The organism is Desulfuromonadales bacterium (genome assembly GCA_035620395.1).
Classification (GTDB): Bacteria; Desulfobacterota; Desulfuromonadia; order Desulfuromonadales; family DASPGW01; genus DASPGW01.
On record DASPGW010000043.1, the window covers coordinates 1 to 24942 of the forward strand.

The window sequence follows — 24942 nt, forward strand, 5'->3', positions numbered from 1 at the left end:
GTGCAGACCCAGCGGAGCTCCGGGCCCGGAATGGCACATGACGCAACGGGCCCGCAAAACAGGTTCGAGATCGGCGTAGGTGGCCTCTTGCGCATGGACACCTGGCATCCAGGTGAAGGCGACAAATGCCGATACCGCGGAGAATAGCGCAAGGTCCCGTTTTAGCTTTCCTGGCTTCAAAATATCTCCCTCCTCATGGTTAGCTCTGGGTAATCCCCTCACCACCCCTTAGGATTCTGCGGCTCCAGTTTCACCAGTTCGTACCGGCGGCTCCCCATGCCGAGCTTTTCGGCGTGGGTGAGAGTCGTCTCCCAGTCGATGTCGGGATGAACGCCGCGAAACTTGTCGCCGCCCGCCTCATAGCCGCTCGCCAGGGCGGTGCCGGCAAAGCCGCTGGCCTGGTTGACGAGGTCGGCGCAGGCCTGGTCGAGGGCGACGGGATCGAGAGAGGCGAGGATTCCGAGGTCGGGCACGATCGGCGCGTCGGAGTGGCCGTAGCAATCGCAGGCGGGGGAGACCTGGGTGACGAAGTTGACGAAGAGGGCTTTGCCCGCTTTGCCGTGCAGCGCACCCATGGCGTACTCGGCCATCTTCTTCATCACCAGCGCCGGCGCCTCGTTCCACTGGATCTTGATCGCCGTCTCTTCGCAGACGGTGATGCAGCGGCCGCAGCCGGTGCATTTCTCGGCGGCGATGCGGGCCTTGCCCTCGAAAAAAGTGATCGCGCCGTGGGCGCAGGCCTTGAAGCAGGCTGCGCAGGCGGTGCAGAACTTTTCCGCCACCACTGGGGCGACGCTCGAGTGCTGCTCCATTTTCCCCTCGCGGCTCGAGCAGCCCATGCCCAGGTTCTTCAGCGCTCCGCCGAAGCCGGTCAGCTCGTGGCACTTGAAATGGGAGACGGTGATCAGGACGTCGGCTTCGAGGATGCCGAGGGCGATATCGACCGTTTCCAGAATTTCTCCGGCGACTTCGACGCGTTTGGCGGCGTGGCCGCGCAGGCCGTCGCACATGATCAGCGGCGCTCCGGCCACGGCAAAGGCGAAGCCGTTCTCAATGCCGCAGGTCAGCGCCGAGACGGCTTCTTTGCGCTCGCCGGGATAGAGGGTGCAGGAGTCGGTGAGGAACGGTTTGCCGCCGGCGGTTTTGACCTTGTCGACGATGCGCCGCAGAAAGGTGGGGCGGATGTAGGCGTGTCCCCCCTTCTCGCCGAAATGGACCTTGATGGCGGCAAGGTCGCCGCGGCCGACGATTTGCTCGATCCCCGCCGCTTCGAGCAGGCGCACCAGCTTGGTGTGGAGATTCTCCCGATTGCCGGCGCGCAGGTCGGCGAGATAAACGGTGCTGGTCATGGTCTCCTCCTTCGTTTCGGCTGCGGGCGGGTGCGGACCGCATTCCCGGGACCGCACCGCAAAACGTTAGCACAGGCTGGTTATGGAAGCAATTTGGGCTCGGTAAACAATGTTTTACAATAACAAGAAATGGTATTGGCAGCAGAACGAATTTTCAGGTTGCGATAGATATTCAACTGATTTATAACGGAAAAATAAAAAAGTTTGTAAAATGGTGTTATAATTCTAAAAAATAAAGGAGGTAGCGCGTGGAGCCGGAACAACGCTTTCGCCTGTTGCAGCGGGCCAGGGTCAAGACGCTGCTGAAGAGGGGGTTCCTCCTGGTGCTGGCCGGAGCCCTGCTCTACAATGTCGTGGCGCTGGTCTATGCCACCAAGACCATCTACAAGGTCCGCCGCAACTATGCGGTGATCATGGAGGACCTCTCCGGCGACCGGCGGGTGGTGGCGGATGTCGGCTGGCATGCCCGGCTGCCGTTCTTCACCCGGATCGAGCTGGAAGTGCCGCTGATGAACCAGGAGCTCTACCTCGGCGGAACGGCCGAGGCTCAGCGCATCATGACGCAGGGGAACGTCGCCCTCTGGACCAGCGCCATGCTGACCTTCCGCATCCGTGACCTGCAGCGCTGGGGGATCGAGAACAAGGCGCCGCAGAACCTGCTGCAGAACGACTACGACGGCATCGTCAAGGACATCATGCAGGGGCGCTCGGTCGACGAGCTGGTCTCCGACCGCGAGCGGATCAAGGAAGTCATCTTCCGGGATCTCAAGGACCGGCCGATCAACGAGGGGGGGCCGACCCTGGAGCAGAAGTACGGCATCGAAGTCGTCTCCTTCGTCCTGCGCGATACCCGCTTCGGCGAGAAGCTGGCCGAGGCGAGCGAAGAGAAGAAGCGGCGCGAGCTGATCGCCGAGGCGGAGAACTATGCCGCCGACCAGGAGGCGAGCCGCACCCGCAAGCTTTACACCGCCTACAGCGAGTCGATCCGCGACTTTCGCAACGCCCTGGGGCTGCAGGCGGACCACGACCGGTTTCTCTTTGAATTTCTCAACCAGCAGAAATGGGCCACCGCCTACGAGAAGAACCAGCAGGGGCAGAACACTTTCGTACTCAATAACACTCTCGGTTCGCCCTCCGTCACCCTGCCGGCACCGCCGGCGGGGGTGAGAAAGGATGCTGCAGCGGAAAATGGCAAATCCCCGCAAGACCAGAAGCCCAATCTACGTCAGACTCTCGGAAAAGCGGATCAGGCAGATTGAGTCGCTGGCCGCGGGGTGGAGCTTTGAAACCCGCCTCTTCGTCCTGCGCCGGCTTCGCCAGTACAACCCCTCCCGCTCTCCCTTCGAGCTGCTGCGCGGCTGGCTGCGCCGATTGCTCAAGCCGGCCGAGCGCAGCTTCCAGATCCTGCGCGACCCGGAACTGCTCAACGACTGGCGGCGGCGCTTCGAGGTCGCCGGGTCGCCGAGCGCCTCGGCGGCCTGGAACCGGATTCTCGACCGCGAACTCGACTGGCACGACTATCAGTACCTGACCTACCTGCTGGAGCGACAGACCGCCGACATCTTCGCCCCGCCGGCCTTCCTTGACATTTTCCGTAGAATCTATCGTGCCCATATCCTCAAGGAGTACACCGAGGACCCGAACGTGCCGCGGGCGCCGCTGGTGCTGGTCATCGGCAGCAGCGGCAGCGGCAAGAGCGCCACCGTCAAGCAGGCGATCGAGGAGGCGATCTTCGCCTCCGAGGTGCGGCCGGTGGTCGATCTGCAGGCCAAGCGCGACGAAATGCTCGCCGACCAGCCATTCTGGCGCACCCTCGAAGACGTCGACCCGGAGCTGGCCGTGCGTATCGAACGCCGCCGCAAGGTCGAGCGGCTGCGGTTCATCTCGCGCCTGCCGCTGATCAAGTACCTATTCCGCGAGCGGATCAGCCACGCCCTTTCCTCATTGGAGGAGGAGGGGGTCTGGGTCGATTACGCCATGATCACTCCCAACGACTATCAGACCGCCTGGGCCGGCGAGCCCGGCAACTACCTGCGCAAGGCGATGGGGGATCCGCGGCGCACTTCCATCCGTCATCTTGAGGAGGCGCACTCGGCGCTGGGCCGGGCCGATCAGATGAGCACCGTCAAGGGGCAGCAGGCGACGCTCGTCGATGCAGCCAACATCATTCTTGACGAGATCGCCTACGGGCGCCGCGACTGTCTGCTGATTGCCACGACCGACCAGCCCGAGCAGTTCGATGCCGCCATCTACCGGCGCTTCGTCGAACGGGGGCTGGTCATCGACATCGGCGAGATGTGGGATGAGCCGGAAAACCTGCGCGAGGTGGTGCGCATGGAGCTGCAACGCAAGAACTTCTCCTTCGGTCCAGCCGCCGGGGAAGCCGGCAGCCGGGTGCTGCCCGAAACGGTTCTGGCCGAGACGGTGCAGAAGCTCTACCCCATATTCCGGGAACGCAGCCTGCGCATCACGCCGGCCTACGTCCGTCGCCTGATCGATTCCATTCTTGCCCTCAGGGAGGAGTTCTCCGCGGCGTGCCTCGACGATCAGTACCTGGTCCGGGATGCTCTCAAGGCGGTGGCCCGCAACGTCCACGGTTCCCTCTACAAGAAAGTGGCGGGGCACATGGATCGCTCCATCCATTGGGAGGATTACATCGGCGGCATCAAGAACGAGTTCTCCGAAATGGCCAACAACGCCCTCTACTACCATGTCAGCGATGAGAAGGGGGTAGTGCTGACCGGTCCGCCCGGCTCGGGCAAGACCTACATGGTGCGGGCCTGGCTGGGGGACAACCGGGAAGTCGCCGACCTCGTGGTCAATCTCAATGACCTGACCGACCCGATGCAGCCGATCGAAGGGATGGTCGCCAATCTGGAGCGGGTCTACGACATCGCCAAAATGATTTCTCCGTCCATGGTTTTCTTCGACGAGGGAGACGCCGTGGCGCCGCGCCGTTCGCAACAGGGAGGAAGCCCCTACGACAAGGTGACCAACAAGTTTCTCTCGATCATCGACGGCGAGTCTCCGCTCTCCCGCGTCTTTACCGTGCTGACCACCAACCGTCTCGATATCCTCGATCCGGCCCTGATTCGTTCCAAACGCCTCAAGGTACTCAACGTCACCGGCCACATGCGGGACGATGACGCCCTGCGCATCATGCGCAAGGAGCTGCACGACATCCCTCTGGATGAGGGGTTGAGCTTCGAGGAGATGGTGCGGGTCGCCCGGGTGCTTTGCGAAACCCCCGCCGATTTCACCGCCTTCGCCGAAAAGGTGCGCAGCCTGCGCACCACCGAAATGGAGGTGCTGGCCAAGCTGATGGAGGCGGTGCAGCAGTCGGCGGAGGAGCGGGCCCGCTTCGTCCGCTTCAATTACAAAACCCTGGTGGGGCTGCTCGAAGGGGGCGGTGGTGAACCGAGCCTGGCGCTCAAGGCGCGGCACGGCGAGGAAGGGCTCTTGAGCTGCCTCGATGAGGCCGCTGCCCGCCTCGCCCGGGTGCGCGACCTCGGCCTCTACCCGGTAACCCGCTGGCATCTGCACAGCGCCCGCCAGCAGATGGCCGGCAGTCCGATGCGCAAGGGGAAACAGCAGCTCGACGAGTTTCTCGAGACCGAGCTCTCCCGCGAGCCGCAGGTCGGCTTCGTCGTGGGGGTGGGCGCCAACGACACCAGCGGGGTGCTGCTGCCGATCGCCTCCTCCCTGGTCTACCGGATGTTTCCCGAGAAGATCGTGGTGACCGGCGCCGTCTCCTCCGCCGCCCCCGGCGCGGCGGAGCTCGACCTGGCCGTGCAGATGACCCACCAGAGCGCCCGCGAAGCGCTGACCCTGGTGGAGAACTACCTGCAGTCCCTCTGCCCCTCGCGCAACGTGCCGCGTATCCTCGGCGAGTTCCTCGAGGGCTACTCGCTGCACCATCAGCTGCTTTCCGCCTCCTACAGCGTCGGTGGACCATCGGCCGGATTTGCCCTGGCCATCAACACCCTGTCGGTGCTGCTCTGTCTGCCGGTCCTCAACGATTTCGGCATTACCGGGGCGCCCTGGATCAAGGGGGCGCAGCGCGGCGAGGTCGGCGCCTCGGTGATCATCGGCGGCCATCGCAAGAAGGCGGAAAAGGTCCTGCAGTATCTGCCCCGCATGTACATGCCGATGCAGAACTATCAGGACCTCGAGCCCGAGCTGCTGGAAGCCTACAGGCTGGAGGGGCGGGATATCCGGGGCGTTCGCAGCTTTTCGGCGCTGGTCCCCGAGGTCTTTTTCTTCGACGACCTGCAGCAGCGGCGGCTGGGCGAATATCTGCGGCTCCGTCTGGATCTCGACCGCAAGGCGGATCTGCCTGAAGGGCTGTCGGCTTCGGCGAAGAAGGGGGAGCTCGAACGGCGGGAGGCGGAGCTGCGCAGCCAGGCGGAGGAGGAAATCCGCCGCCGGATCGAAGCGATCTGTCTGTGCGTGGAAAACGGTGGGGCGGTCTACGGAAGCATGGAAGACCTTTTCCGGCTGTCGCCGAAAGCCGTCCAGCGGCAGGAGGACGTGCGCTGAGGTAAACCAGGGTGCGGCAACGGCCACCGGCGTCAGGTCCGGTCGGAGTGGCGCCCCAACTGGACCGTGAAGGTAAACAGGCTGCCGCTTCCCTCCTCGCTCTCGACCCGGATTTCTCCTCCCATGCGGGCCACGATCTCCTTGCAGATGGCCAGGCCGAGGCCGGTTCCCTTGAACCGGCGGGTATGAGAATCATCCACCTGGCTGAAGGCCTGGAACAGGCGCCGTTGTCCCTCGGCGGAGATGCCGATTCCGGTGTCGCGCACCGAAAAGAGGAGCCGGTGCCGGTCGTCGCCGGTCTGCTGCGGGCAAGAGCGGACGTGGACCGATATCTCGCCCTTCTCGGTGAACTTGATGGCGTTGCCGATGAGGTTGAACAACACCTGGCGCAGCCGGTCAGGGTCGCCGACGACTATTTCCGGCCCTTCTGGATCGATGTCGAGCTTCAACTCGAGTCCTTTCTGCCGGGCCTTCAGGGAGAGCAGATCGACGGTGCCGCTGAGGCACTCGCGCAGGCTGAAGGGTTCGTTCGCGAAGACGAGCTTCTTCGCTTCGATGCGGGAAAAATCGAGGATGTCGTTGATGACCTGCAGCAGGGATTCAGCAGCATCCCTGGCTATTTCCAGATAGCGGCGCTGCACGGCCGTGAGATTGGTGTCGAGGACCAGCTCGAGCATCCCCATGACGCCACTCATCGGCGTGCGGATTTCGTGGCTCATGTTGGCAAGGAACTGGCTTTTCACCCGGTTCGCCTTTTCGGCGGCCTCCTTGGCGCCCAGGAGTTCCGCCTGCACTCGCTCGCGCTCGGTGATGTCGTGCCCGTAAAAATTGACGTAGTTGTTCTCGACTATCGGAACGAGCGTGAATGACAGCTGGCGCCCATCGCAGCAGATCCTCAACTCCTGGCGGACAGCGTTTTCCAGCGCCGTTTCCAGCGCTTGCTTCACCTCTACCGGCACTTGCCTGCCAAGCTGGCATTCCCACTGCTCAAGCAGCGCCCTGGCCGAGCTATTGGCGAACAACAGGGTCCCGTCCTGAGCCACCCGCAGAACAGGGAACGGGTTCTGCTCGGGAAACAATGCCGCGCTCCGGATATGTTCCTCCGCCCGCTTGCGGTCGGTGATGTCCTGGACCGTACCGAACCCACCGATCAGCATCTCCTGCCGATCGAACTCCAGCTCGGCCCTTTCGCGAACCCACTTCACTTCGCTGCCGACGACGATCCGGTGCTCGATCTCGCACGGCTCCCCGCGCCGGGCTGCCCGCCACGACCGGTCCACGAAATCCCGGTCATCCGGGTGAACGGCCGCGAGAAACGTCTCATACGTCAAGGGCGTATCCTTGGGGATTCCGAATATCCGGTAGTTTTCGTCGGACCAGAGCAATTCGTTTCGCCCAACATTCAATCGCCAGCTGCCGGTTTTTGCCACGGCCTGGGCACGGTTCAGGTCCTCCTCTCGCTCCTGCAGTGCCTGCTGGACGGCTCTGCGCTGAGTGATGTCGATGAAGAAGACGGCCAGCCCGTCGGTGGCAGGGTGGACGCGGACCTCGAACCAGGAGTCGAAGGGGGCGTAGAAGCCTTCGAACACCTTCGCCGTTCCCTCCGCCAGGGACTTCTCGTACTCGGTGTGGAAGATTGTCCCGATCGCGTCGGGGTACTCGGTCCAGATATGTCTGCCGATCAGTTCCGCACGGCAACGCCGCAGGAGGCGTTCTGCCTGGCTGTTGACGTAGGTGAAGCGACCCTTCCGGTCGAGGCTGAAGAAGGCATCGGAGATTCTCTCCAGGATGTCGAGGGCTCGGTCCGGGTGAAAGTCCCACTTGCTCATGGCTTGCCTTCTTCGTGGGGAGCGGCATGTCTGGCGAAAGGCAGAAAAGCACGGGAAGGCTCTGCCCGCCAGGTAAAGCAAATTCTAAACCGGGAGGAGAATTTCCCGCAATGAGCACTTTGGAAATGTTACCCGAAAATCCCGATTTCCGCCGGGAAAGACAAAAAAACGGGAGGGGTCTCCCCATCCCGTTTTTGCCGGCGAGCCGTGCAGGACTCTATTCCACGACCCATACCGCACACCCCCGGGCGTGGCGTACGACCCGCTCGGAGACGCTGCCGATGAAGAACTCCTTGACCGAGGAGCGCCCCTGCCGGCCCAGGCAGATCGCCTCGTAGCCGCCCTTTTCGGCTGCCAGGATGATCTCGGTGGGGATGTTCTGCACGTCGGCGGAAAACCGGGTGTCGACCTGCTCGGGCTTCAGCCCCTGCTGCTCGGCCCGGTGCTTGAGATAGCGGAACATCTCCGCATCGGCCTGCGCTTCCTTTTTCTCGTATTTTTCGACATCCTTGCGGTGCTTTTCCAGCTTTTCGTCCCACTCGCCCTTGCCCGGCAGTTTGTCGTACTCCATGACGTTGACGGGGATCGGTTCCCCGACGTGGAAAATCGTCAGTTGGGCATCGCCGAGGTCGCGGGCCATCTTCGCCGCGTACTCCAGTGCCCGTTCCGAAGCCCCCGAACCGTCAACCGCCACCAGAATTTTGTGTGTCATCGTTTGCCTCCCCGCGGGATTTGAACCTCTTTATGAACCCAGTATAGCATTGCACTCCGGCATTGCAACGCGCGGAAAAGACGACAGTTTGGCGCAATGGACCGTCTTTTGCGCCGCCGCAGGGAGGCTCGGCCGGAAAGATTGAAGCGCCGCCTCCTTCTGTTAAGCTGTTCTAAAATCCCTTGCGGAGGCAATGCCATGGCGCGCAAAGATCTCATCCTGTGGTTCGACCAGATCGGCATGAAGGATGTCCTCCGGGTGGGCGGCAAGAACGCCTCGCTGGGGGAGATGGTCCGCAGCCTCTCGCCCGCGGGGGTGAGAATCCCCGATGGCTTCGCGGTGACTGCCGATGCCTACCGTTTCTTCATCGCAGCGGCCGGGCTTGAGCCGAAGTTGCGGGAGCTGCTCGGCAAGCTCGACACGGAGACGATGGACAATCTATCCGCCATCGGCCGCCGGGCGCGCCGATTGCTGCGCTCCGCCCCGCTTCCCGACGCTCTGGAGGAGGCGATCCGCCAGGCCTATCGACAGCTTGAGGCAAAGTACGGGGAGGAGTGTGACGTGGCGGTGCGCTCCAGCGCCACCGCCGAAGATCTGCCGGAGGCCTCCTTTGCCGGCCAGCAGGAGAGCTACCTGAATATCCGCGGCGAGGAGGAGCTGCTCGAGGCAGTTCGGCGCTGCTTCGCTTCGCTCTTCACCAACCGGGCCATCTCCTACCGTCACGATCAGGGGTTCGGCCATTTCGAGGTGGCCCTTTCGGTCGGTGTGCAGAAGATGGTGCGCGCCGACAAGGGATGTGCCGGGGTGCTGTTCACCATCGACACCGAATCGGGTTTTCCCGACGTGGTGCTGATCAACGCCGCCTGGGGGCTCGGCGAAAACGTGGTGCGCGGGGCGGTCAATCCCGACGAATACTACGTCTTCAAACCGACCCTCAAGAAAGGGTGCCGGCCGATTATCGGCAAGAACCTGGGGAGCAAGGAGAAGAAGATCGTCTACACCGAGGAGGGGGGCAAAGGAACCACCCGGGAGGTGGAGGTTGCCGCCGAGGACCGGCGGCGCTTCTGTCTGGCGGATGCAGAGGTTCTCGAACTGGCGCGCCTCGCCTGCACCATCGAGGACCACTACGGCCGGCCGATGGACATCGAGTGGGGGCGCGACGGCGAGACCGGCGAGCTCTACATTCTCCAGGCGCGGCCGGAGACCGTCCAGTCGCTGCGGCAAAAGAGCACGCTGGAGAGCTACCGGCTGCAAGGGGAGGGGGAGGTTCTGGCCCGCGGCAAGAGCGTCGGCAGCAAGATCGGCGCCGGACGCGCCATGGTGATCAGGGACGCGCACCAGATCGAACGCTTCGAGAAGGGGTGCGTCCTGGTCACCGGCATGACCGACCCGGACTGGGAGCCGGTGATGAAGAAGGCGGCCGCCATCGTCACCAACCGCGGCGGCCGCACCTGCCATGCCGCCATCGTCAGCCGCGAGTTGGGGATCCCCTGCGTCATCGGCACCGGCGACGGGACGGAGAAAATTCCGGACGGCGGCGAAGTGACCGTCTCCTGCGCGCAGGGAGAGTCGGGTCTCGTCTACCGCGGGCGTCTCGAGTACGCGGTGGAGAGAACCGATCTCGCCGAACTGGCGCGGCCCCGCACCGCCATCATGATGAACCTCGGCGACCCGGGGCAGGCCTTTGCCCTCTCCCGCATCCCCAACGACGGGGTCGGTCTCGCCCGTCTCGAGTTCATCATCAACACCGCCATCCAGGCGCATCCGCTCGCCCTGCTGCATCCGGAGCGGGTCGAGGAGAACACGGTGCGGCGGCGTCTGGCCGAGCTGACCGCCGGTTATGCGGACGGCGGCGCGTTCTTCGTCGACCGGCTGGCCCGGGGGGTGGCGACCATCGCCGCCGCCTTCTTTCCCCGCGACGTGATCGTGCGGATGAGTGACTTCAAGACCAACGAGTACGCAGGCCTGCTCGGCGGGTCGGCCTTCGAACCGGCCGAGGCCAACCCGATGATCGGTTTCCGCGGCGCCTCCCGCTACTACGACGAGCGCTACCGGGAGGGGTTCCTGCTCGAATGCGCCGCGATGCGCCAGGTGCGTGAGGAGATGGGGCTGACCAACGTCAAGCTGATGATCCCCTTCTGCCGCACGGTGGAGGAGGGAAAGAAGGTGCTGGCGGTGATGGCGGAGGCAGGGCTCAAGCGGGGCAGGGACGGCCTCGAGGTCTACGTCATGTGCGAGATCCCGTCCAACGTCATCCTTGCCGAGGAGTTCGCGGAAATTTTCGACGGCTTCTCCATCGGCTCCAACGACCTCACCCAGCTCATTCTCGGCCTCGACCGGGATTCGGAGATCGTCGCCCATCTCTACGACGAGCGCAACACCGCGGTGAAGCGCATGGTCGCCGATGGCATCGCCCGGGTGAAGCAGGCCGGGCGCAAGATCGGCATCTGCGGCCAGGCGCCCAGCGATTATCCCGAGTTCGCCGAATTTCTCGTCGAGTGCGGCATCGACAGCATCTCCCTCAATCCCGACACGGTCCTGCCGACCACCCTGCGGATCCTGGAGGTAGAGAAGAAGCTGGCGGCAAAGACCGGTCTCTGAACGAAAATGTGATAAAATTCAATTGTCTGCAATCCGCAGGCCGCTCTTCAGGCCGATTGCCTATGACCCGGATTCTGCTTTCAGCTTTCATGGCGTTTCTGCTCTGCCTCGGGTGTACGGCAAGGGTTTTCGGGAAAAGCCTGCCGACCCTGAGTCACGCCTCGGCCGCTCCGGCCGGGACGCCCTCCGCCCATCCCGAATCCCTGCCCCCTCCCGAGATTCTGCGTCAGTGGATCGCCCAGATGAAAGAGGCCCCACGGGGCCCTTTCCAGCGCCTCCGCTGGTTCTGTAAGGATGGCACCATTTTCCCCCCCCAACCCTACGCCTGCCAGGATCACGGCGGGGGGGTACAGCACGGCGAATGGAGCGATCGGGTCAAGCTGCTGCGCTCCCACGGGTACCGGATCGCCAATGTGCTTGCCGCTGTCGATCCGGCCTCTTTCAGGAAAGACTCCGATTGGCTGCCGACCCTCAAGCAGATGCTTCTCGAGCAGTTTCTCATCGAAGCCGACGACGGCTGGATCTATCGTCAGGCCCGTTATTACCCGGGGGCTCTCCAGACCGAAAATGAAAATGCTTACGGGCGGGCGCTGCTTCTGGATCTGTTGACCGACCGCCGCATGCACAACGAAAATTTCCTGGTGATGCGGGAGGCTGTGCGCCTGCTTCCGCACGGTCGTCGGGGAGTCCCCCTCATAGAGATGCGTCAATTGGCCCGGACCATCGAGGACAAGGATCCGAATTTCACCCCATTGCGGGTCAAACTCCATGTCCGTCCCGATTCGGGGGACGCCGGCCGCGTCCGGACTTATGCCGCCGGCAAGGGGAAGCCCGCTCTGGCCGGGGAGTACTATAATCTGGCCGCGGTCATCGACGAGGTCTACACCTCCCGGAATATCGTGGAGGGGTTGCACCAGGCGGCTTCCCGGAGTAGAGACGCCGGTCTGGCCCGGTCGCTCAAACAGGCTGCGGCTTTGCTGGCGGTGGAGCTGGACCCGGTCCGCCGTTTTGCCACGGTCGCCGCGGCAATGTTCGAAATTCGCCAGACCTTTTCCCGGCCCGGCAGCGCCACGCGGATGCTGGAGCTGCTGGATCTCAGCCTCGATCTCGAGCAGGAAGCCTTCCAGCTCGGCAACCAGTGGCTCGACCGCCTGGCCGAGACCGACCGCCGGGGGCGCCTGGACTGGCTGCAGGGCAGTTCCCGGGTCATTTACGGGATGGGCCTGATTTCCCGGCGGGAGCTCGACGCGCTGGGGGAGAGTTTCCGCCAGCTTGAAGCCGCCCCGCTGGCGGCCGGCACCTATAAGGCCGAACTCGATTATCTGGCACGAATCTCCGAATGGGCAGAGAATACCCTGCATTTTCACTTCCAGCAGTCGATCGACCATCTGGCCACCCTCGATCCGCTGTTCGAGCGGTATATCCCCGACCGGCTCCGGGGCAGCCCTCTGGTCTGCCTGATCAGCGTGCTCGACAGCCTGAGGCTGGATGCCGGCAGGCTGGTCGGCATCCGTCACCAGGTGTTCGGTTCCCCGGTGAGCAGCGGGCTGCGCGCCCTCAACCCCGGGCTGGCCCGCGGCACACTGCGCTTCTATCGCCCGGAGGCCGGGTGGGAGCGGGAGGCGATCTACCTGCTGCCGGAAACCCTGGCCGAGCTTCCCCCGCTGGCGGGCATGCTGACCGAGGGGAGAGGCAATGCCCTCTCCCACGTGCAACTGCTGGCCCGCAACCTGGGGATTCCCAATGTCGCCGTCGAGCACCAGCTGGCGGCGAAGCTGAGGTCCCGGGAGGGGCAGCCGGTGGTCCTGGCGGCCAGCCCCGCCGGGGTGGTCGAACTGGCCGAAGACGGCCGCCGCTGGGATCAAATCTTTCAGGGTGAACAAGCCTCCGCCGATCTGCTCATCCATCCCGACCTGGCAAAGCTCGATCTGGCCACCCGCGATTTTCTCCCGCTGCGGGACCTCCGGGCGGCCGCTTCGGGGCGGATCGTCGGGCCCAAGGCGGCCAATCTCGGCGAGCTGAAAAGCCTCTACCCCGACCTGGTGACCGAGGGCCTGGCCATCCCCTTCGGGCTTTTCCGCCAGCATCTGGAGCAGCCCATCGAGCCCGGCGGCCCGACAGCGTTCCAGTGGATGCAGGAGCAATACGCGGCGCTCCGGCGGATCGAGGACCCCCGGGCTCGAGCCTTGGGGGAGACGGGTTTTCTCCATAGTCTGCGGGAGTGGATCATCACCAGCGATCCGGGCCGGAAATTCACCGGCAACCTGCGGGCGGCCATGGCCCGAACCTTCGGGCCGGAGGGGAGCTACGGCGTTTTCGTCCGCAGCGACACCAACGTGGAAGACCTGCCGGGGTTCTCCGGAGCCGGCCTGAATCTGACCGTGCCGCACGTGGTCGGCTTCGAAAACGTCCTGCGGGCCATCCTCCAGGTGTGGGCCTCCCCCTTCACCGAGCGGGCCTACGCCTGGCGTCAGGGACATATGGAGCAGCCCGAGCAGGTCTACGTATCGGTTCTGCTGATGCGAAGCGTTCCGGCGGAAAAGTCGGGGGTCATGGTCACTGCCGACATCGAGACGGGGAATCGGGACTGGGTGACCGTGGCGGTGAACGAGGGGGTGGGCGGCGCCGTAGAGGGGCAGCGGGCCGAGGAACTCCTGATCGACCGGCGCAGCGGCCGGGTCCGTCTGCTGGCCCAGGCTGCCGAACCGCTCAAACGGGTTCTGCGTCCCGGGGGCGGCGTCGGCAAGGTCCCCGCCAGCGGGGTGGAGAGCATTTTATCCAGCGAGGAAATCCGGACCCTGGTACAGATGGCCGACAGTCTCCCCGGGCGTTTCCCGAGCCAGGTCGATGCCGGCGGAAAATCGGCGCCGGCGGACATCGAATTCGGTTTTGTCGACAACCGCTTCGTCCTGTTCCAGATCCGCCCCTTCCTGGAAAGTTCCCGGGCCCGCCGCAGCCTTTATCTGCAGCGGCTCGACGCGCAGATGGAAGGAGCCGGCGCCCGCACCGTCGATCTGGAAGAAATTCCCCGGGAGGGCGGGTCATGAAACGGCGGCTGGCGTTCCTGGGAATTCTGGTGTTTTTGCTCGCCGCCTGGCCAGCATGGTCCTACCCGGTCGACGGGGAAGATTACACCGGCATTTCCCGTCTGGAAGGATACCGCCGCGCGCAGCAGCGGCTCCTGCCCAAGGGGGCGCGGCTCCCCCTGAAGGAAGTCGACCTGCGCCTGACGGACCGGCGGGATTTGGCGCTCCCCCCCAGCGACCCGGAATTCAGCCGCCAGATCCTCCGCCTGCTGGGGGAGGAGGCCGACCGCTACGCCATTGCCGTGCTCGACCTTTCCGACCCGGACCAGCCCCGCTATGCCGAGCATCGGGGGGAAGTCAACCACAATCCCGGCAGCGTCGGCAAGCTGGTCATTGCCCTGGGGGTTTTCCAGGCACTGGCCGACCTTTACCCGGATGACATCGCCGCCCGGGAACGGGTGCTCCGGCAGACGATGGTGACCGCCGACGCTTTTATCCTCTCCGATCATCACAAGGTCCCCTTCTGGAACCCTGCCGAGCAGCGCATCAACTCCCGGCCCCTGCAGGTCGGCGATCGGGCCAGCCTCTGGGCCTGTCTCGACTGGATGCTCTCGGCCAGTTCCAACGCGGCGGCGAGCATGGTGTTGAAGGAGCTGCTGCTGCTGAACCACTTTGGCCGGGACTATCCGGTCGGCAAGACCAGGGAAGAAAAGTTCTGGCGGGAAACGGGCAAGCGGGAGCTTTCCGCGCTCCTCACCCGCAGCCTGCAGGATCCCGTTTCCCACAACGGCCTGGACCTCGACCAACTGCGGCAGGGAGGCTTCTTTACCTGGAAGGGGAAACAACTGGTCCCCGGAACCAGCAGCCGCGCCTCGCCGAGGATGCTGATGGAGTATCTGGTGCGGCTGGAGCAGGGGAGGCTGGTGGACGAGTTCTCCAGCCGCGAAATCAAGCGGCTGCTCTACATGACCCAGCGCCGGATCCGTTATGCCTCAAGTCCGGCGCTGGCCGAGGCGGCAGTCTACTTCAAGTCGGGATCGTTGTACCGGTGCAAGCCGGAGCCGGGCTTCGTCTGCCGAAAATACCAGGGCAACGTCGAGAACCTGTTGAATTCGGTGGCGATCGTCGAACACCCCGCGGGCGAGCGGCGGCTGCATTATCTGGTGGTGGTGATGTCGAACGTGTTGAGGAAGAATTCGGCGGTGGAGCACCAGAGCCTGGCGACCCGGGTGCACCGCCTCATCGAGGTCAGCCGCGGGGACGGCAGATGAGATTGTCGAGGGAGACGATGAGCTTGCTGAGCCATTGCCCGCCGTCCGGGTCTTTGGCCAGGGCGACGGCGATGTAGCGGTGCCCGTCGTGTTCGATGATGCCGCTGTCGGCGTGAAAATTTTGCCAGGTCCCGGATTTGCGGTAGATCTTCGCAGCACGCCCGGCCTGCTCGAGCCCCTTGACGAACTTGTGGTGAATGGCCGGCTGGCCGAGAATTTCCTTCATTTCCCGGCTCATTTCGGGGGAAACCAGGCGACCGGTTTCGAGCAGGTAGTAAAACCGGGCGACCTGGAAGGCGGTGGCGCCATGGGAGAGGTTGTGCAGCGGGTCGCGTTTCCAGGCGGAGGCCTTGCCGTAGTCCTTGCCGACCCAGAGCCCGCCGTTCATTTCGGGGTCGTAGAGGCGGTAGCGGGGCGATTCCAGGAGGCGGGCCAGGTAGTCCTTGCCGACCAGGTTCAGCATTTCGGTGGCGGCCTGGTTGGAGGAGTTGCGGATCATCCGGGTCAGCTTCTCCCGGAGGGCGCCGGTCAGGGTCAGCTCCCCCTTCTCGATCCGGTCGAAAGCTCCGAACAGGATGGCGATTTTCGGCAGGCTGGCGGCATACATCATCCTGTCGCCGTTGACCGACGCCAGGCGCGGCGACTCGGGATCGGTGATGTCGACCAGCGCTACGCAGAGGGATTTGTTGCGGACGGCCTGGTCCAGCTTGAGGGCTGCCAGAGAATCTTCCAGCCCCTGCTGCAGAACCTGGTCGGCACAGGCCTCCAGAGGCGGCAGCGGGGCCTGGGCCCGAGCCGGCAGGATCGAGAAAACGAGCAGAATCACCAGCAGGATACGCAGCATCGGAAAAATCATAGGGGCGGATTGTACCGAATTCTCGAGGGAAAATGCAACCAATTGATTTGAAAAAAGAGCCGGAGAAGGGTGCCGCCCGGGAGTCTAATCTCCGCACCTTGCAGGTAAGGGCCTGTTTTCTTTTCCTGAATTTCCTGCTGATCATCATGGCCCTTTATCAGCTGAAGCCGGCCAGTCGCTCGCTGTTCATCCAGTTTCTGGGCGCGGACCAGCTTCCCTACGTCTGGATCGGGACGGCTGTGGTCATGGGGGCACTGATTACCTGGTACCATCGGCTGGTCGAGCGGCATGCGCGGGTGCGGGTGGTCTTCGGCAGCTGTCTTCTGTTCGGCGCGCTGCTGGTTCTTTTCCGGCTGCTCTTCAACCGCCCGCATCCGGCGACGGCCATCGCCTTTTACATTTTTGTCGACATCCTCAGCGTGGTCCTGGTAGAGCAGTTCTGGAGCCTGACCAACTCCATCTACAGCACGCGGGAAGGCAAGGCCTGGTACGGTTTCATCGGCACCGGTGGCCTTTTGGGAGGCGTGCTCGGTGGCGGCGCCGGGGTCCTGCTTCTCAAATATACCCCGTTGCAGACGCCGGATCTGCTCCTCGTGGCTGCCGGCAGTATCCTGCTCATTATGGCGCTAACCTGGGTAATGGGACGGCTCGGGATCTATCGCGAAGTGGCTAAGCGGGGGCGCCCCACCCGCTTCGAAGGAGGCTGGCGGGCGTTGCAGCAGAACCGTTACCTGCTGCTGATCGCCGGCATCCTGCTGCTCGCCCAGCTGGTCGACCCCATCGTGGAATACCAGTTCCTGAAAACGGTCGAAGTCCATTATGCCGAACTGGAGGCGCGCACCACCTTTCTCTCGGGTTTTTTCGGTGTCCTCGGCATGGTTGCCATCGCCGTCAACCTTGGCCTTACCCCCCTGGTGCATCGCTATCTTGGCGTGATTGCCGGTCTGTTGATCCAGCCGCTGGCGTTGGGCGCCTGCTCTTTGGGTTTCTTCGCCAACCCCACCCTGCTTTTCGGGGCGGCAGCCAAGATCAGCGACCGGGGGCTCTCCTATTCCATCAATCGGGCCTCCAAGGAACTGCTCTACGTCCCTACCGACTCGGTGCTGATCTACCAGGCCAAAGCCTGGATCGATATGTTCGGTTACCGCCTGTTCAAGATCTTCGGGTCCTTTGTCATTCTCATCTTCACCCGGTGGCTTCCCTTTTCCGTCGAGGTTCCCCAGCTCAGCTGGTTCACCGTCGGCATCTGCGTTCTCTGGGTCGTGCTCATCGTGGCCCTTCGCCGGGACTACGTGAAGTTCGCCTGAAAAGGAGAACGGCGCAATCGTTTCTGCCGGGACAAGATTTCTTGACAGCCGGAGCTGGATGATTATCCTTGGAAAATCGTGCCCTTCACCTTGTCCGGCAAACGTTTGCCGGAAGCGGCGAAGGAATCCCCGGGAGGAGTCTATGGCGATCGTGAAATGGGACCCGCTGCGCGAGCTGCGGGCGATGCAGGAGCAGATGAACCGGTTGTTCGAGATGAGCCGCGACCGCACTTTTGGCGAACCCTTCGAACAGGGGCTCTGGCAGCCGCCGGTCGACATCTACGAGGACGACCGGGAGGTGGTGGTGAAGATGGAGGTGCCCGAGGTCGAACAGAAAGACATCGACGTGCACATCGAGGAGGGAACCCTGATCATCCAGGGGGAGCGCAAGCTCGAGCGGGAGGAGAAAAAGCAAAATTACCACCGCATCGAACGCAGCTACGGCACCTTCCGCCGCAGCTTTTCCCTGCCGGGCACCGTGGATCAGGGGGAGGTCAGCGCCACCTGCGAAAAAGGGGTGCTCAAGGTCGTGCTGCCGAAAAAGGGGGCCGGCCAGTCGCGGCACATCGAGGTGGAAATTAAATAAGACCTTGGACTAGATATTCTCCCCCGCCGGGGCCGGCAGCCTGTCGGTTTCTTTCCCCTGCAGGTAAACCGTGCGGCTGGGAAAGGCGATCTCCAGCCCCATGCCTTCCAGAATCTCCATGATCTTCAGACAGACATCCTCGCGTATTTCCAGGTGCTCGGGGAGTGCCGCGGTGAAGGTGAAGCACTGGACAAGAATGTCCAGCGAGGAAGCCCCGAACTCGGTGAAGCGAACGAGGATGTTCTCCTTGTCGATGGCGGGGTGCGCCGCGAGCATGGCGCGGATGAGTTCCACCGCCTGGCGCATCTGGGTCGGCGTGGTGTCGTAGGTGACGCCGACGGTGAAGCGGATGCGGCGCTGGGTCATGCGGCTGAGGTTGTTGATCGCCATGTTGGTGATGACGCTGTTGGGGACGCTGATCAGGCTCTTGTCGAAGGTGCGGATCTTGGTCGAGCGGAAGCCGACCTCCTCCACCGTTCCCTCGATATCTCCGGTCCTGATGTTCTCGCCGATGTGGAAGGGGCGGTCGACGATGATCATGATCGAGCCGAAGACGTTGGCCAGGGTATCCTTGGCCGCCAGGGCCACCGCCAGGCCGCCGATGCCGAGGGAGGCGAGCAGGCCGGAAATGGAGTAGCCGAGGTTCTGGATGGCCATCAGCACGGCCAGGAAGATGACGAAGATCCGCAGGCTCTTGCGGACGAAGGGCAGCAGGTGATCGTCGAGGGTCGACTCGGTACGGCTGACCCACTGGCCGAGGTAGGCCTCGAGCAGCGAGACCATGTTGAAGACGAACCAGGCGACGTCGAAGGTGACCAGTATCTTGAGCAGGGCGTGGGCGAAGCGCCGGACATTGACCGGTTCGGCCGGCAACTGCAGGACCTGCACGGCGACGAAAAGGCCGCCGATGACGATCAGCAATTCGGCCGGTTTCTTGAGGCCCTGAAGAAAGAGGTCGTCGTAGCGGCTGTCGGTCTTTTCGGCCAGGGGGAAGATGATGTGGGTGAAGACATGCGCCAGGACCTTTTTCAGGATCAGGGCCAGAAGCAGGATGCCGCAGGCGATGGCGTAACGCCCGAGGCCAATGCCGAGAAAGGTGCCGCTGAATATCTGTTCGATCGCTTCCATGGGTGTTCTCCTAGGGGGAAAGGCGCCTTTTTAATAGCAGAACCCCCCGGGGAATGCAAGACCTGCGGTGTCCCTGCTCCGGAACGGATCGGTCGTTGGACGCCGGCGGCATTTCTGCTAAAATCAGAGACTGAACGCAATCAAAGGGAGTAACCATATGGCAAAAAACCTCACGCACAAGATTCTCGAGGCGCACCTGGCGGCAGGGCGTCTCGTTCCCGGCGAGGAGATCGCCATCAAGATCGACCAGACACTGCTGCAGGACGCCACGGGTACCATGGCGATGCTCGAATTCGAGGCGCTGGGACTTGACCGCGTCAAGGTCGACCTGGCCGCTCAGTATGTCGACCACAATCTGCTGCAGACCGACAACAAGAACGCCGACGACCACCGGTTTCTGCAGACCGCCTGCGCCCGCTACGGCATCCACTTCAGCCGGCCGGGCAACGGCGTCTCCCACCAGGTGCACATGGAGCGCTTCGGCCGCCCCGGTCTGACCATGATCGGCGCCGACAGCCACACGCCGGGCGCTGCCGGGGTCTCGATGCTGGCCATCGGCGCCGGCGGCCTCGACGTGGCGCTGGCGATGGCCGGCCATCCCTACCACTTCCCCTGCCCCAAGGTGCTTGGGGTGAAGCTGACGGGGAAGCTTCCCGACTGGGTGAGCGCCAAGGACGTCATCCTCGAGATGCTGCGCCGCTACGACGTCAAGGGGTGCGTCGGCAAGATCGTCGAATACTACGGGCCGGGGGTGAAGACCCTCTCCGCCACCGACCGCGAGACGATCGGCAACATGGGGACGGAGCTGGGAGCGACCACCTCCATCTTCCCCTCGGACGAACGGACCCGCGAGTACCTGCAGGCCCAGGGGCGCGGCGACGCCTGGCAGGAGCTGGCCGCCGACGACGGTTGCGCCTACGACGAGTATGAGGAAATCGACCTGTCGAAGGTCGAGCCGCTGATCGCCTGTCCCACCTCGCCGGGCAACGTCAAGACCGTGCGCGAGGTGGCCGGCATCAAGGTCGACCAGGCGATCGTCGGCTCCTCCGTCAACTCCTCCTACCGCGACCTGATGGTGACGACGAAAATTGTCGAGGGGCGCCATTCTCACCCGGACACCTCCTTCCACATCAACCCGGGCAGCCGCCAGGTGCTGGAAAACGTGGCCGAACAGGGCGGCGTAATGGCGCTGCTGCTGGCCGGGGCGCGCATCCACCAGTCCGGCTGCCTCGGCTGCATCGGCATGGGTCAGGCGCCCGGCACCGGCCAGGTTTCCCTGCGCACCTTCCCGCGCAACTTCCCGGGACGCTCCGGGACCAAGGACGACCAGGTCTACCTCTGCTCGCCGGAGACCGCGGCGGCGGCCGCCCTCAGGGGGGTAATCACCGATCCGCGCGACCTCGGCCGGGAGATGGCTTACCCGCGCATCCAGGACCCCGAGAAATACCTGGTCGACGAGTCGTCGATCCTCTTCCCTGCCGCCGAACTGCAGAAGACCGAGGTGGTGCGGGGGCCCAACATCAGGAAGCTGCCCGACTTCGACCCCCTGCCTGCGGACCTGGAGGCCGAGGTGGTGCTCAGGGTCGAGGACAACATCTCCACCGACGGCATCATGCCGGCCGGCAACAAGGTGCTGCCGCTGCGCTCCAACATCGAGGCGATCAGCGAGTTCGTCTTCTACCAGATCGCCCCGGATTTCTCCCGGGAATGCAAGCAGAAGGGGAACGTCGTGGTCATCGGCGGCGACAACTACGGTCAGGGCTCCAGTCGCGAGCATGCCGCCCTGGCGCCCCGCTATCTCGGCGTGCGGGCCAAGATCGTCAAGAGCTTCGCCCGCATCCACAAGGCCAACCTCTGCAATTTCGGCATCCTGCCGCTCACCTTCAAGAACCCGGACGATTACAATTTGTTCGAAAAGGGAAAGAAGGTGGTCTTTCCGAATGTCAGGAAACACCTGGAGGCCGGGGATGTCGAGATCCCGGTCGAGATCGACGGCAAGACCGTCATCACCCTGCTGGAGGTTTCCGACCGCCAGCGCCAGCACCTGATCGCGGGGGGGACGCTGAATTTCGTGAAGAGCAGGCTGGGAAAATAGGAACGGGGGGTACAGTCACGCAACCAAAGGCGGGTCTTCGGACCCGCCTTTTCCATGTAGCGGGACCTTCTCCCTTCGGCTCCGGAATCAGTCTCTCGTGAACGCCTTTCCAGTCAGGATGCGGACGGCTGCCTGTTGGTCTCAGAATTCTTTAGGACAGGTGGGATCGATTTCTAGACGAATTATTGGACGGGGGTTATCCGCGGAGGGGGATGGCCCTATCACTCGTGACATATTGGAAAAGCCCGCAAAGCGATCCTCCTTTTACGATTCCCTGGTCTCAGTATTTCTGAATCAGGACAACCCCCGCCGCGACCATGAAGACGCCGAGGACGCGCGGCAGACTGATCGGATGAACCGGAAAGGCGAATGCGCCGAAGTGGTCAAGGAGAAGAGAGGTGAGCATCTGACCGGCCAGGACCAGGGCCAGCATGGTGGTGGCGCCGAGCTTGGGAACCAGGAAGATGGTGCTGGCGACAAAAAAAGCGCCGAGTGCGCCCCCGCTCCAGACCCACCAAGGGGCGGCGCCGAGGCCTGCCACGGGAGGAAGGGGGATACGGGTCGTGATGACGTATAGAGCCAGGCAAACTGTGCCGACAGCGAAGGAGACTCCGGCGGCGAGGGTGGGCGAACGGGTCAAGTGGCTGAGTTGGGAATTGATGCCGGCCTGGGTGGGGATACAGATCCCCGTAGCGAGAGCGAGAAGGATGTAGAGCAGGGGATTATTCATGAGAAATTCCGGTCGGCTCGATGATGTATCCTGTTATCGGTGATTTATCGAACGGACTTATTCTAAAGGCTCAACGTCTCGCATCACCTGCCCAGGCAAGTGGGTGAAGCCCGCCGCGGGCAGTCAGGTGCATGCAGATGATAGCTGCCGCCGCAGCCTTTTTCTCAGTCGCTGATGATATCGATCGCAGGGGCTTTCTGCTCGAATGGGTATTGCGGTGCTGTCAGTGGAGTCCCGCCGGTGCCTGGCAGGACCTCGAAGCCCATGTCGAACTGGGACAGCGAGTTCTTGAGCAGGTCGTAAGGCTCACGGTTGCCCACCAGCCTGGCCTTGCCGTTGGCAATCTGCTCGTCGAAGCTGGCCTTGCCCACCATCACCGTCTCCAGGTCGGAGCGGTTCATGGTGATGGTGAGGTCGGGATTCTTGGCCTGGAAGCCCTTGATGTTGGTCAGCGTGCTGTTGCTCAACTCAACGACATGCTCCTCACCGTTATCGGGCGTGACGAAATTGATCACGAAGTGCTTGCCCTCGACTTTGCTCTCATCTAGGCGGATGCCCAGAAAGTCGAGCCACAGGTCGGTGGGCATTGCCGTGATCATGTCCGGTCCGGCGGACTTGGGCGAGGTGCCCTTGGGAATGCCATGGCGCAACTCGAAGGCACCGGCAAGGAAGCTGTTTCGCACACTGGCGCTTTCTTGCTGGTAGCCGATCTGCTCGTAGACATCGGCCAGCAGGCTCCTAGCCGCCTGATTGTTCGGTTCGGCAAACACCAGCTTGTTGAGGATCTCCACCGCGTACAGGTACTTGCCTTGGTCGTAAAGATCCTTACCCCTGGCCACGATCCTGTCGGCGCCTCCCATCATTTCCACATATAGCGGGGCGGAGTCGCGCGGTGACAGCGGGATCAGGTTGGCCGGATTGGCATCCCAGTATCCGATGTATTTGTTGACCACCGCACGGCTGTTGTTCGCCTCGGAGCCGTGATAGCTGTGTGCCGCCCAGTTCTGTTCCAGGCTCTTGGGAAGGCGGTACACGTTGTGGATTTCGTTGATGGTCACGCCCTGGTTGACGAGGTGCAGGACCTGGTTGTTCAGGTTGGCGTAAACGTCACGCTGGGTACGCATCACCTCCTGGATACGGTCGTTGCCCCAGCGCGGCCAGTTGTGGGCGGCGAACATCACTTGCGCCTCGCCGCCGAAGCGATACAGTGCCTCGTTGATCTCCTTGGACCACCTCAGGGCATCGCGCACCGGGGCACCCCGCAGGGTGTAGATGTTATGAATGGAGCCGACGATGTTCTCCGCCGCCCAGAAGGCCTTTAGGTCCGGGAACCAGGTATTCATCTCGGCAGGGGCCTCGGTGCCCGGGGTGTTCTGGAATACCATCTTCACGCCGTCCACGGTTAGTTCTTCAATATCGTCCCTGATGACCACGTTGGGCGGAATCAGGCCCAGGTTGCCGGCGGCGGTGTTCTTGCCGATGGCCTGGTCGACGTGGCCGAAGGGGCTGCGCGGCAGGAGCACGCCGTATTGATAGAACATGCGGCGGGTCATGGCGTTGCCGGCATAGACGTTTTCGGCCACGGCATGCTGCATGAAACCCACGGGGGCGATCAGCTTGACCTTGCCGCTCTTCACGTCTTCCTCATCCACCACGCCGCGCACTCCACCGAAGTGGTCGCCGTGGGAGTGGGAGTAGACCACCGCCACCACCGGGAGCTTGCCGACTTTCTCGTTGATGAAATCCAGAGCAGCCTTGGCGGTTTCCTTGCACGTAAGCGGGTCAAAAACAATCCAGCCGGTATCGCCCTTAATAAAGGAGATGTTGGCCAGATCGTAGCCACGCACCTGGTAGATTCTCCCAAACACGACCTCGTAAAGGCCAAAGCCCATGTTCAGGATCGCCTGACGTTGTAGCGAGGGGTGAATGCTGTCGAAGTCCTTGCCGTCAAGCAGGAACTCGTAGCTCCCGATATCCCAGGCCACGTTGCCAGCCTCGGCCATGATCTGCTTGTAGGGTGGCGCAGCAATGAAGCCCTGCTTGGACTCCTCGAAGTCGCGCTTGTCCTCGAATGGCAGGGATTTGCGCAGCCCATTCTGCAATTCGATGGTGAATTTCGACGGCATCTTCCCCATGGGATCGAAGTGCTTGGTCGTGTCGGCGGTAATAACCGCCCCGCCACCGGCAGCAAGACTTGTGACGGCCATGGCAATCATTGCAATCGCGAGGCAGACTGTTTTGGGGGAAATTTTCATGGCTCACGCTCCCTGTGGTTTGCACCTCGGTGGTTACATTTCTGCAATATCAATCGATGATCGACTTTAGCTGGTTTTCATGCTTCTACAGCACCTGCAATCCACAAAAGTAGCTTTGTGGTCAATCCTTAGGCACTAAGTGGGTGGGAACAGGCTGGCACGGATCAGTATTGTCATCCAAGAAGTTGTCTCACAGAAAATGACGGCGGTCAGCGAGCTACCGCGAAGCGTTTCACGTATTCACAGGGACATACGAAAAGCCCACGGTGCCAAGATCATGGGCTTTTCTTGTGCGGCGGGAGAAATGTGATTGGCGCGGGCCGTTTAATAAATATGATAGAGAAGCCAGGCTCTTTTCGCGGCAACCGTCCCTCTTGTCGTTTCCATAGCCCATATCAGGCGGGCTTGTTGTTCCTCGTCAGATAATGTTCGTTAATACGGAGCGCGTCGCTCGAACCCTGAGTAATCTGCATTTCCACCTGGGTTCCTCAATGTCCCGGTTTCGATGTTTACCCATCCCTCAGTGCGCTCGAAGCTGTCAATCGCCTTGCTGGCAATCAGCTTCTTCAGCTCGTGGGGACGTACCAGCCGTTTTTGTCCGTCAGTGTACTTAATTTGGATCATCATGGATCTTCTCTCCTTCCAAAAAAACTTCTCT

17 protein-coding genes are annotated in these 24942 nt (G+C 62.7%); 8 read left to right on the top strand and 9 right to left on the bottom strand.

What is annotated here, in order from left to right; translation table 11 throughout:
• On the bottom strand, positions 1–180 hold a 180-nt coding region (locus tag VD811_02530), incomplete at its 3' end, for a hypothetical protein (protein ID HXV19851.1).
• Positions 181–218: 38 nt separating this feature from the next.
• Positions 219–1349: a DUF362 domain-containing protein gene (locus VD811_02535; GenBank protein HXV19852.1), complete on the bottom strand. Its 1131-nt coding sequence runs from the start codon at positions 1347–1349 to the stop codon at positions 219–221.
• A 248-nt stretch (positions 1350–1597) separates the two neighbouring features.
• On the opposite strand from VD811_02535, the gene VD811_02540 reads away from it, so the two are divergent.
• Both VD811_02540 and VD811_02545 read left to right on the top strand, forming a co-directional pair.
• Entirely contained in the window at positions 1598–2608 is a 1011-nt protein-coding gene (locus tag VD811_02540; GenBank protein HXV19853.1) for an SPFH domain-containing protein, read from the top strand.
• Positions 2538–5888, top strand: coding sequence for an AAA family ATPase (locus tag VD811_02545; protein HXV19854.1), 3351 nt, complete (start codon positions 2538–2540; stop codon positions 5886–5888). The genes VD811_02540 and VD811_02545 overlap by 71 nt, the downstream gene beginning before the upstream one ends.
• 32 nt (positions 5889–5920) lie before the next feature.
• Here the strand turns inward: VD811_02545 and VD811_02550 are convergent, their stop codons facing one another.
• Positions 5921–7717 carry an ATP-binding protein gene (locus tag VD811_02550; GenBank protein HXV19855.1) on the bottom strand — a complete coding sequence of 599 codons (1797 nt, stop codon included), beginning with the start codon at positions 7715–7717 and terminating at the stop codon, positions 5921–5923.
• Positions 7718–7934: 217 nt separating this feature from the next.
• Positions 7935–8429, bottom strand: coding sequence for a universal stress protein (locus VD811_02555; protein HXV19856.1), 495 nt, complete (start codon positions 8427–8429; stop codon positions 7935–7937).
• Positions 8430–8627: 198 nt separating this feature from the next.
• On the opposite strand from VD811_02555, the gene ppsA reads away from it, so the two are divergent.
• The 3 genes from ppsA (at position 8628) to VD811_02570 (ending at position 15327) form a co-directional block, all read left to right on the top strand.
• Positions 8628–11030 (top strand): phosphoenolpyruvate synthase, encoded by a 2403-nt coding sequence (gene ppsA, locus VD811_02560; GenBank protein HXV19857.1) that lies wholly within the window; start codon positions 8628–8630, stop codon positions 11028–11030.
• A gap of 62 nt (positions 11031–11092) precedes the next feature.
• The gene (locus tag VD811_02565) at positions 11093–14077 is read left to right on the top strand and encodes a PEP/pyruvate-binding domain-containing protein (protein ID HXV19858.1); all 2985 of its coding nucleotides are present in this window, start codon (positions 11093–11095) and stop codon (positions 14075–14077) included.
• The gene (locus VD811_02570; GenBank protein HXV19859.1) at positions 14074–15327 is read left to right on the top strand and encodes a serine hydrolase; all 1254 of its coding nucleotides are present in this window, start codon (positions 14074–14076) and stop codon (positions 15325–15327) included. The genes VD811_02565 and VD811_02570 overlap by 4 nt, the downstream gene beginning before the upstream one ends.
• On the opposite strand, the gene VD811_02575 is transcribed toward VD811_02570, so the two are convergent.
• Complete coding sequence (locus VD811_02575; GenBank protein ID HXV19860.1) at positions 15305–16171, bottom strand: serine hydrolase; 867 nt, start codon at positions 16169–16171, stop codon at positions 15305–15307. The genes VD811_02570 and VD811_02575 overlap by 23 nt on opposite strands.
• Positions 16172–16215: 44 nt before the next feature.
• Between VD811_02575 and VD811_02580 the strand changes: the two genes are divergently transcribed.
• A complete protein-coding gene (locus VD811_02580) occupies positions 16216–17490 on the top strand; it encodes an Npt1/Npt2 family nucleotide transporter (protein HXV19861.1) in 1275 nt (424 codons plus the stop codon).
• A gap of 142 nt (positions 17491–17632) precedes the next feature.
• Positions 17633–18076, top strand: a complete 444-nt coding sequence (locus tag VD811_02585) for an Hsp20/alpha crystallin family protein (protein ID HXV19862.1) — start codon at positions 17633–17635, stop codon at positions 18074–18076.
• 9 nt (positions 18077–18085) lie between these two features.
• On the opposite strand, the gene VD811_02590 is transcribed toward VD811_02585, so the two are convergent.
• Positions 18086–19204 (bottom strand): mechanosensitive ion channel family protein, encoded by a 1119-nt coding sequence (locus tag VD811_02590; protein HXV19863.1) that lies wholly within the window; start codon positions 19202–19204, stop codon positions 18086–18088.
• A 157-nt stretch (positions 19205–19361) separates the two neighbouring features.
• On the opposite strand from VD811_02590, the gene VD811_02595 reads away from it, so the two are divergent.
• Entirely contained in the window at positions 19362–21299 is a 1938-nt protein-coding gene (locus tag VD811_02595) for an aconitate hydratase (GenBank protein ID HXV19864.1), read from the top strand.
• A 280-nt stretch (positions 21300–21579) separates the two neighbouring features.
• Here the strand turns inward: VD811_02595 and VD811_02600 are convergent, their stop codons facing one another.
• The 3 genes from VD811_02600 to VD811_02610 all read right to left on the bottom strand — a co-directional run bounded on the left by VD811_02600 (position 21580) and on the right by VD811_02610 (position 24911).
• Positions 21580–22029 carry a DMT family transporter gene (locus VD811_02600; GenBank protein ID HXV19865.1) on the bottom strand — a complete coding sequence of 150 codons (450 nt, stop codon included), beginning with the start codon at positions 22027–22029 and terminating at the stop codon, positions 21580–21582.
• A gap of 164 nt (positions 22030–22193) precedes the next feature.
• Complete coding sequence (locus tag VD811_02605) at positions 22194–24284, bottom strand: alkyl sulfatase dimerization domain-containing protein (protein HXV19866.1); 2091 nt, start codon at positions 24282–24284, stop codon at positions 22194–22196.
• A gap of 432 nt (positions 24285–24716) precedes the next feature.
• Complete coding sequence (locus tag VD811_02610) at positions 24717–24911, bottom strand: hypothetical protein (GenBank protein ID HXV19867.1); 195 nt, start codon at positions 24909–24911, stop codon at positions 24717–24719.
• Positions 24912–24942 lie beyond the last annotated feature (31 nt).

Bases quoted from the DNA above. Each gene is read 5' to 3' on its own strand.
- VD811_02535 (HXV19852.1), bottom strand. From the start codon at position 1,349: ATGACCAGCACCGTTTATCTCGCCGACCTGCGCGCCGGCAATCGGGAG.
- VD811_02545 (HXV19854.1), top strand. From the start codon at position 2,538: ATGGCAAATCCCCGCAAGACCAGAAGCCCAATCTACGTCAGACTCTCG.
- VD811_02550 (HXV19855.1), bottom strand. From the start codon at position 7,717: ATGAGCAAGTGGGACTTTCACCCGGACCGAGCCCTCGACATCCTGGAG.
- VD811_02555 (HXV19856.1), bottom strand. From the start codon at position 8,429: ATGACACACAAAATTCTGGTGGCGGTTGACGGTTCGGGGGCTTCGGAA.
- ppsA (HXV19857.1), top strand. From the start codon at position 8,628: ATGGCGCGCAAAGATCTCATCCTGTGGTTCGACCAGATCGGCATGAAG.
- VD811_02565 (HXV19858.1), top strand. From the start codon at position 11,093: ATGACCCGGATTCTGCTTTCAGCTTTCATGGCGTTTCTGCTCTGCCTC.
- VD811_02570 (HXV19859.1), top strand. From the start codon at position 14,074: ATGAAACGGCGGCTGGCGTTCCTGGGAATTCTGGTGTTTTTGCTCGCC.
- VD811_02575 (HXV19860.1), bottom strand. From the start codon at position 16,171: ATGCTGCGTATCCTGCTGGTGATTCTGCTCGTTTTCTCGATCCTGCCG.
- VD811_02580 (HXV19861.1), top strand. From the start codon at position 16,216: ATGCAACCAATTGATTTGAAAAAAGAGCCGGAGAAGGGTGCCGCCCGG.
- VD811_02585 (HXV19862.1), top strand. From the start codon at position 17,633: ATGGCGATCGTGAAATGGGACCCGCTGCGCGAGCTGCGGGCGATGCAG.
- VD811_02590 (HXV19863.1), bottom strand. From the start codon at position 19,204: ATGGAAGCGATCGAACAGATATTCAGCGGCACCTTTCTCGGCATTGGC.
- VD811_02595 (HXV19864.1), top strand. From the start codon at position 19,362: ATGGCAAAAAACCTCACGCACAAGATTCTCGAGGCGCACCTGGCGGCA.
- VD811_02600 (HXV19865.1), bottom strand. From the start codon at position 22,029: ATGAATAATCCCCTGCTCTACATCCTTCTCGCTCTCGCTACGGGGATC.
- VD811_02605 (HXV19866.1), bottom strand. From the start codon at position 24,284: ATGAAAATTTCCCCCAAAACAGTCTGCCTCGCGATTGCAATGATTGCC.
- VD811_02610 (HXV19867.1), bottom strand. From the start codon at position 24,911: ATGATGATCCAAATTAAGTACACTGACGGACAAAAACGGCTGGTACGT.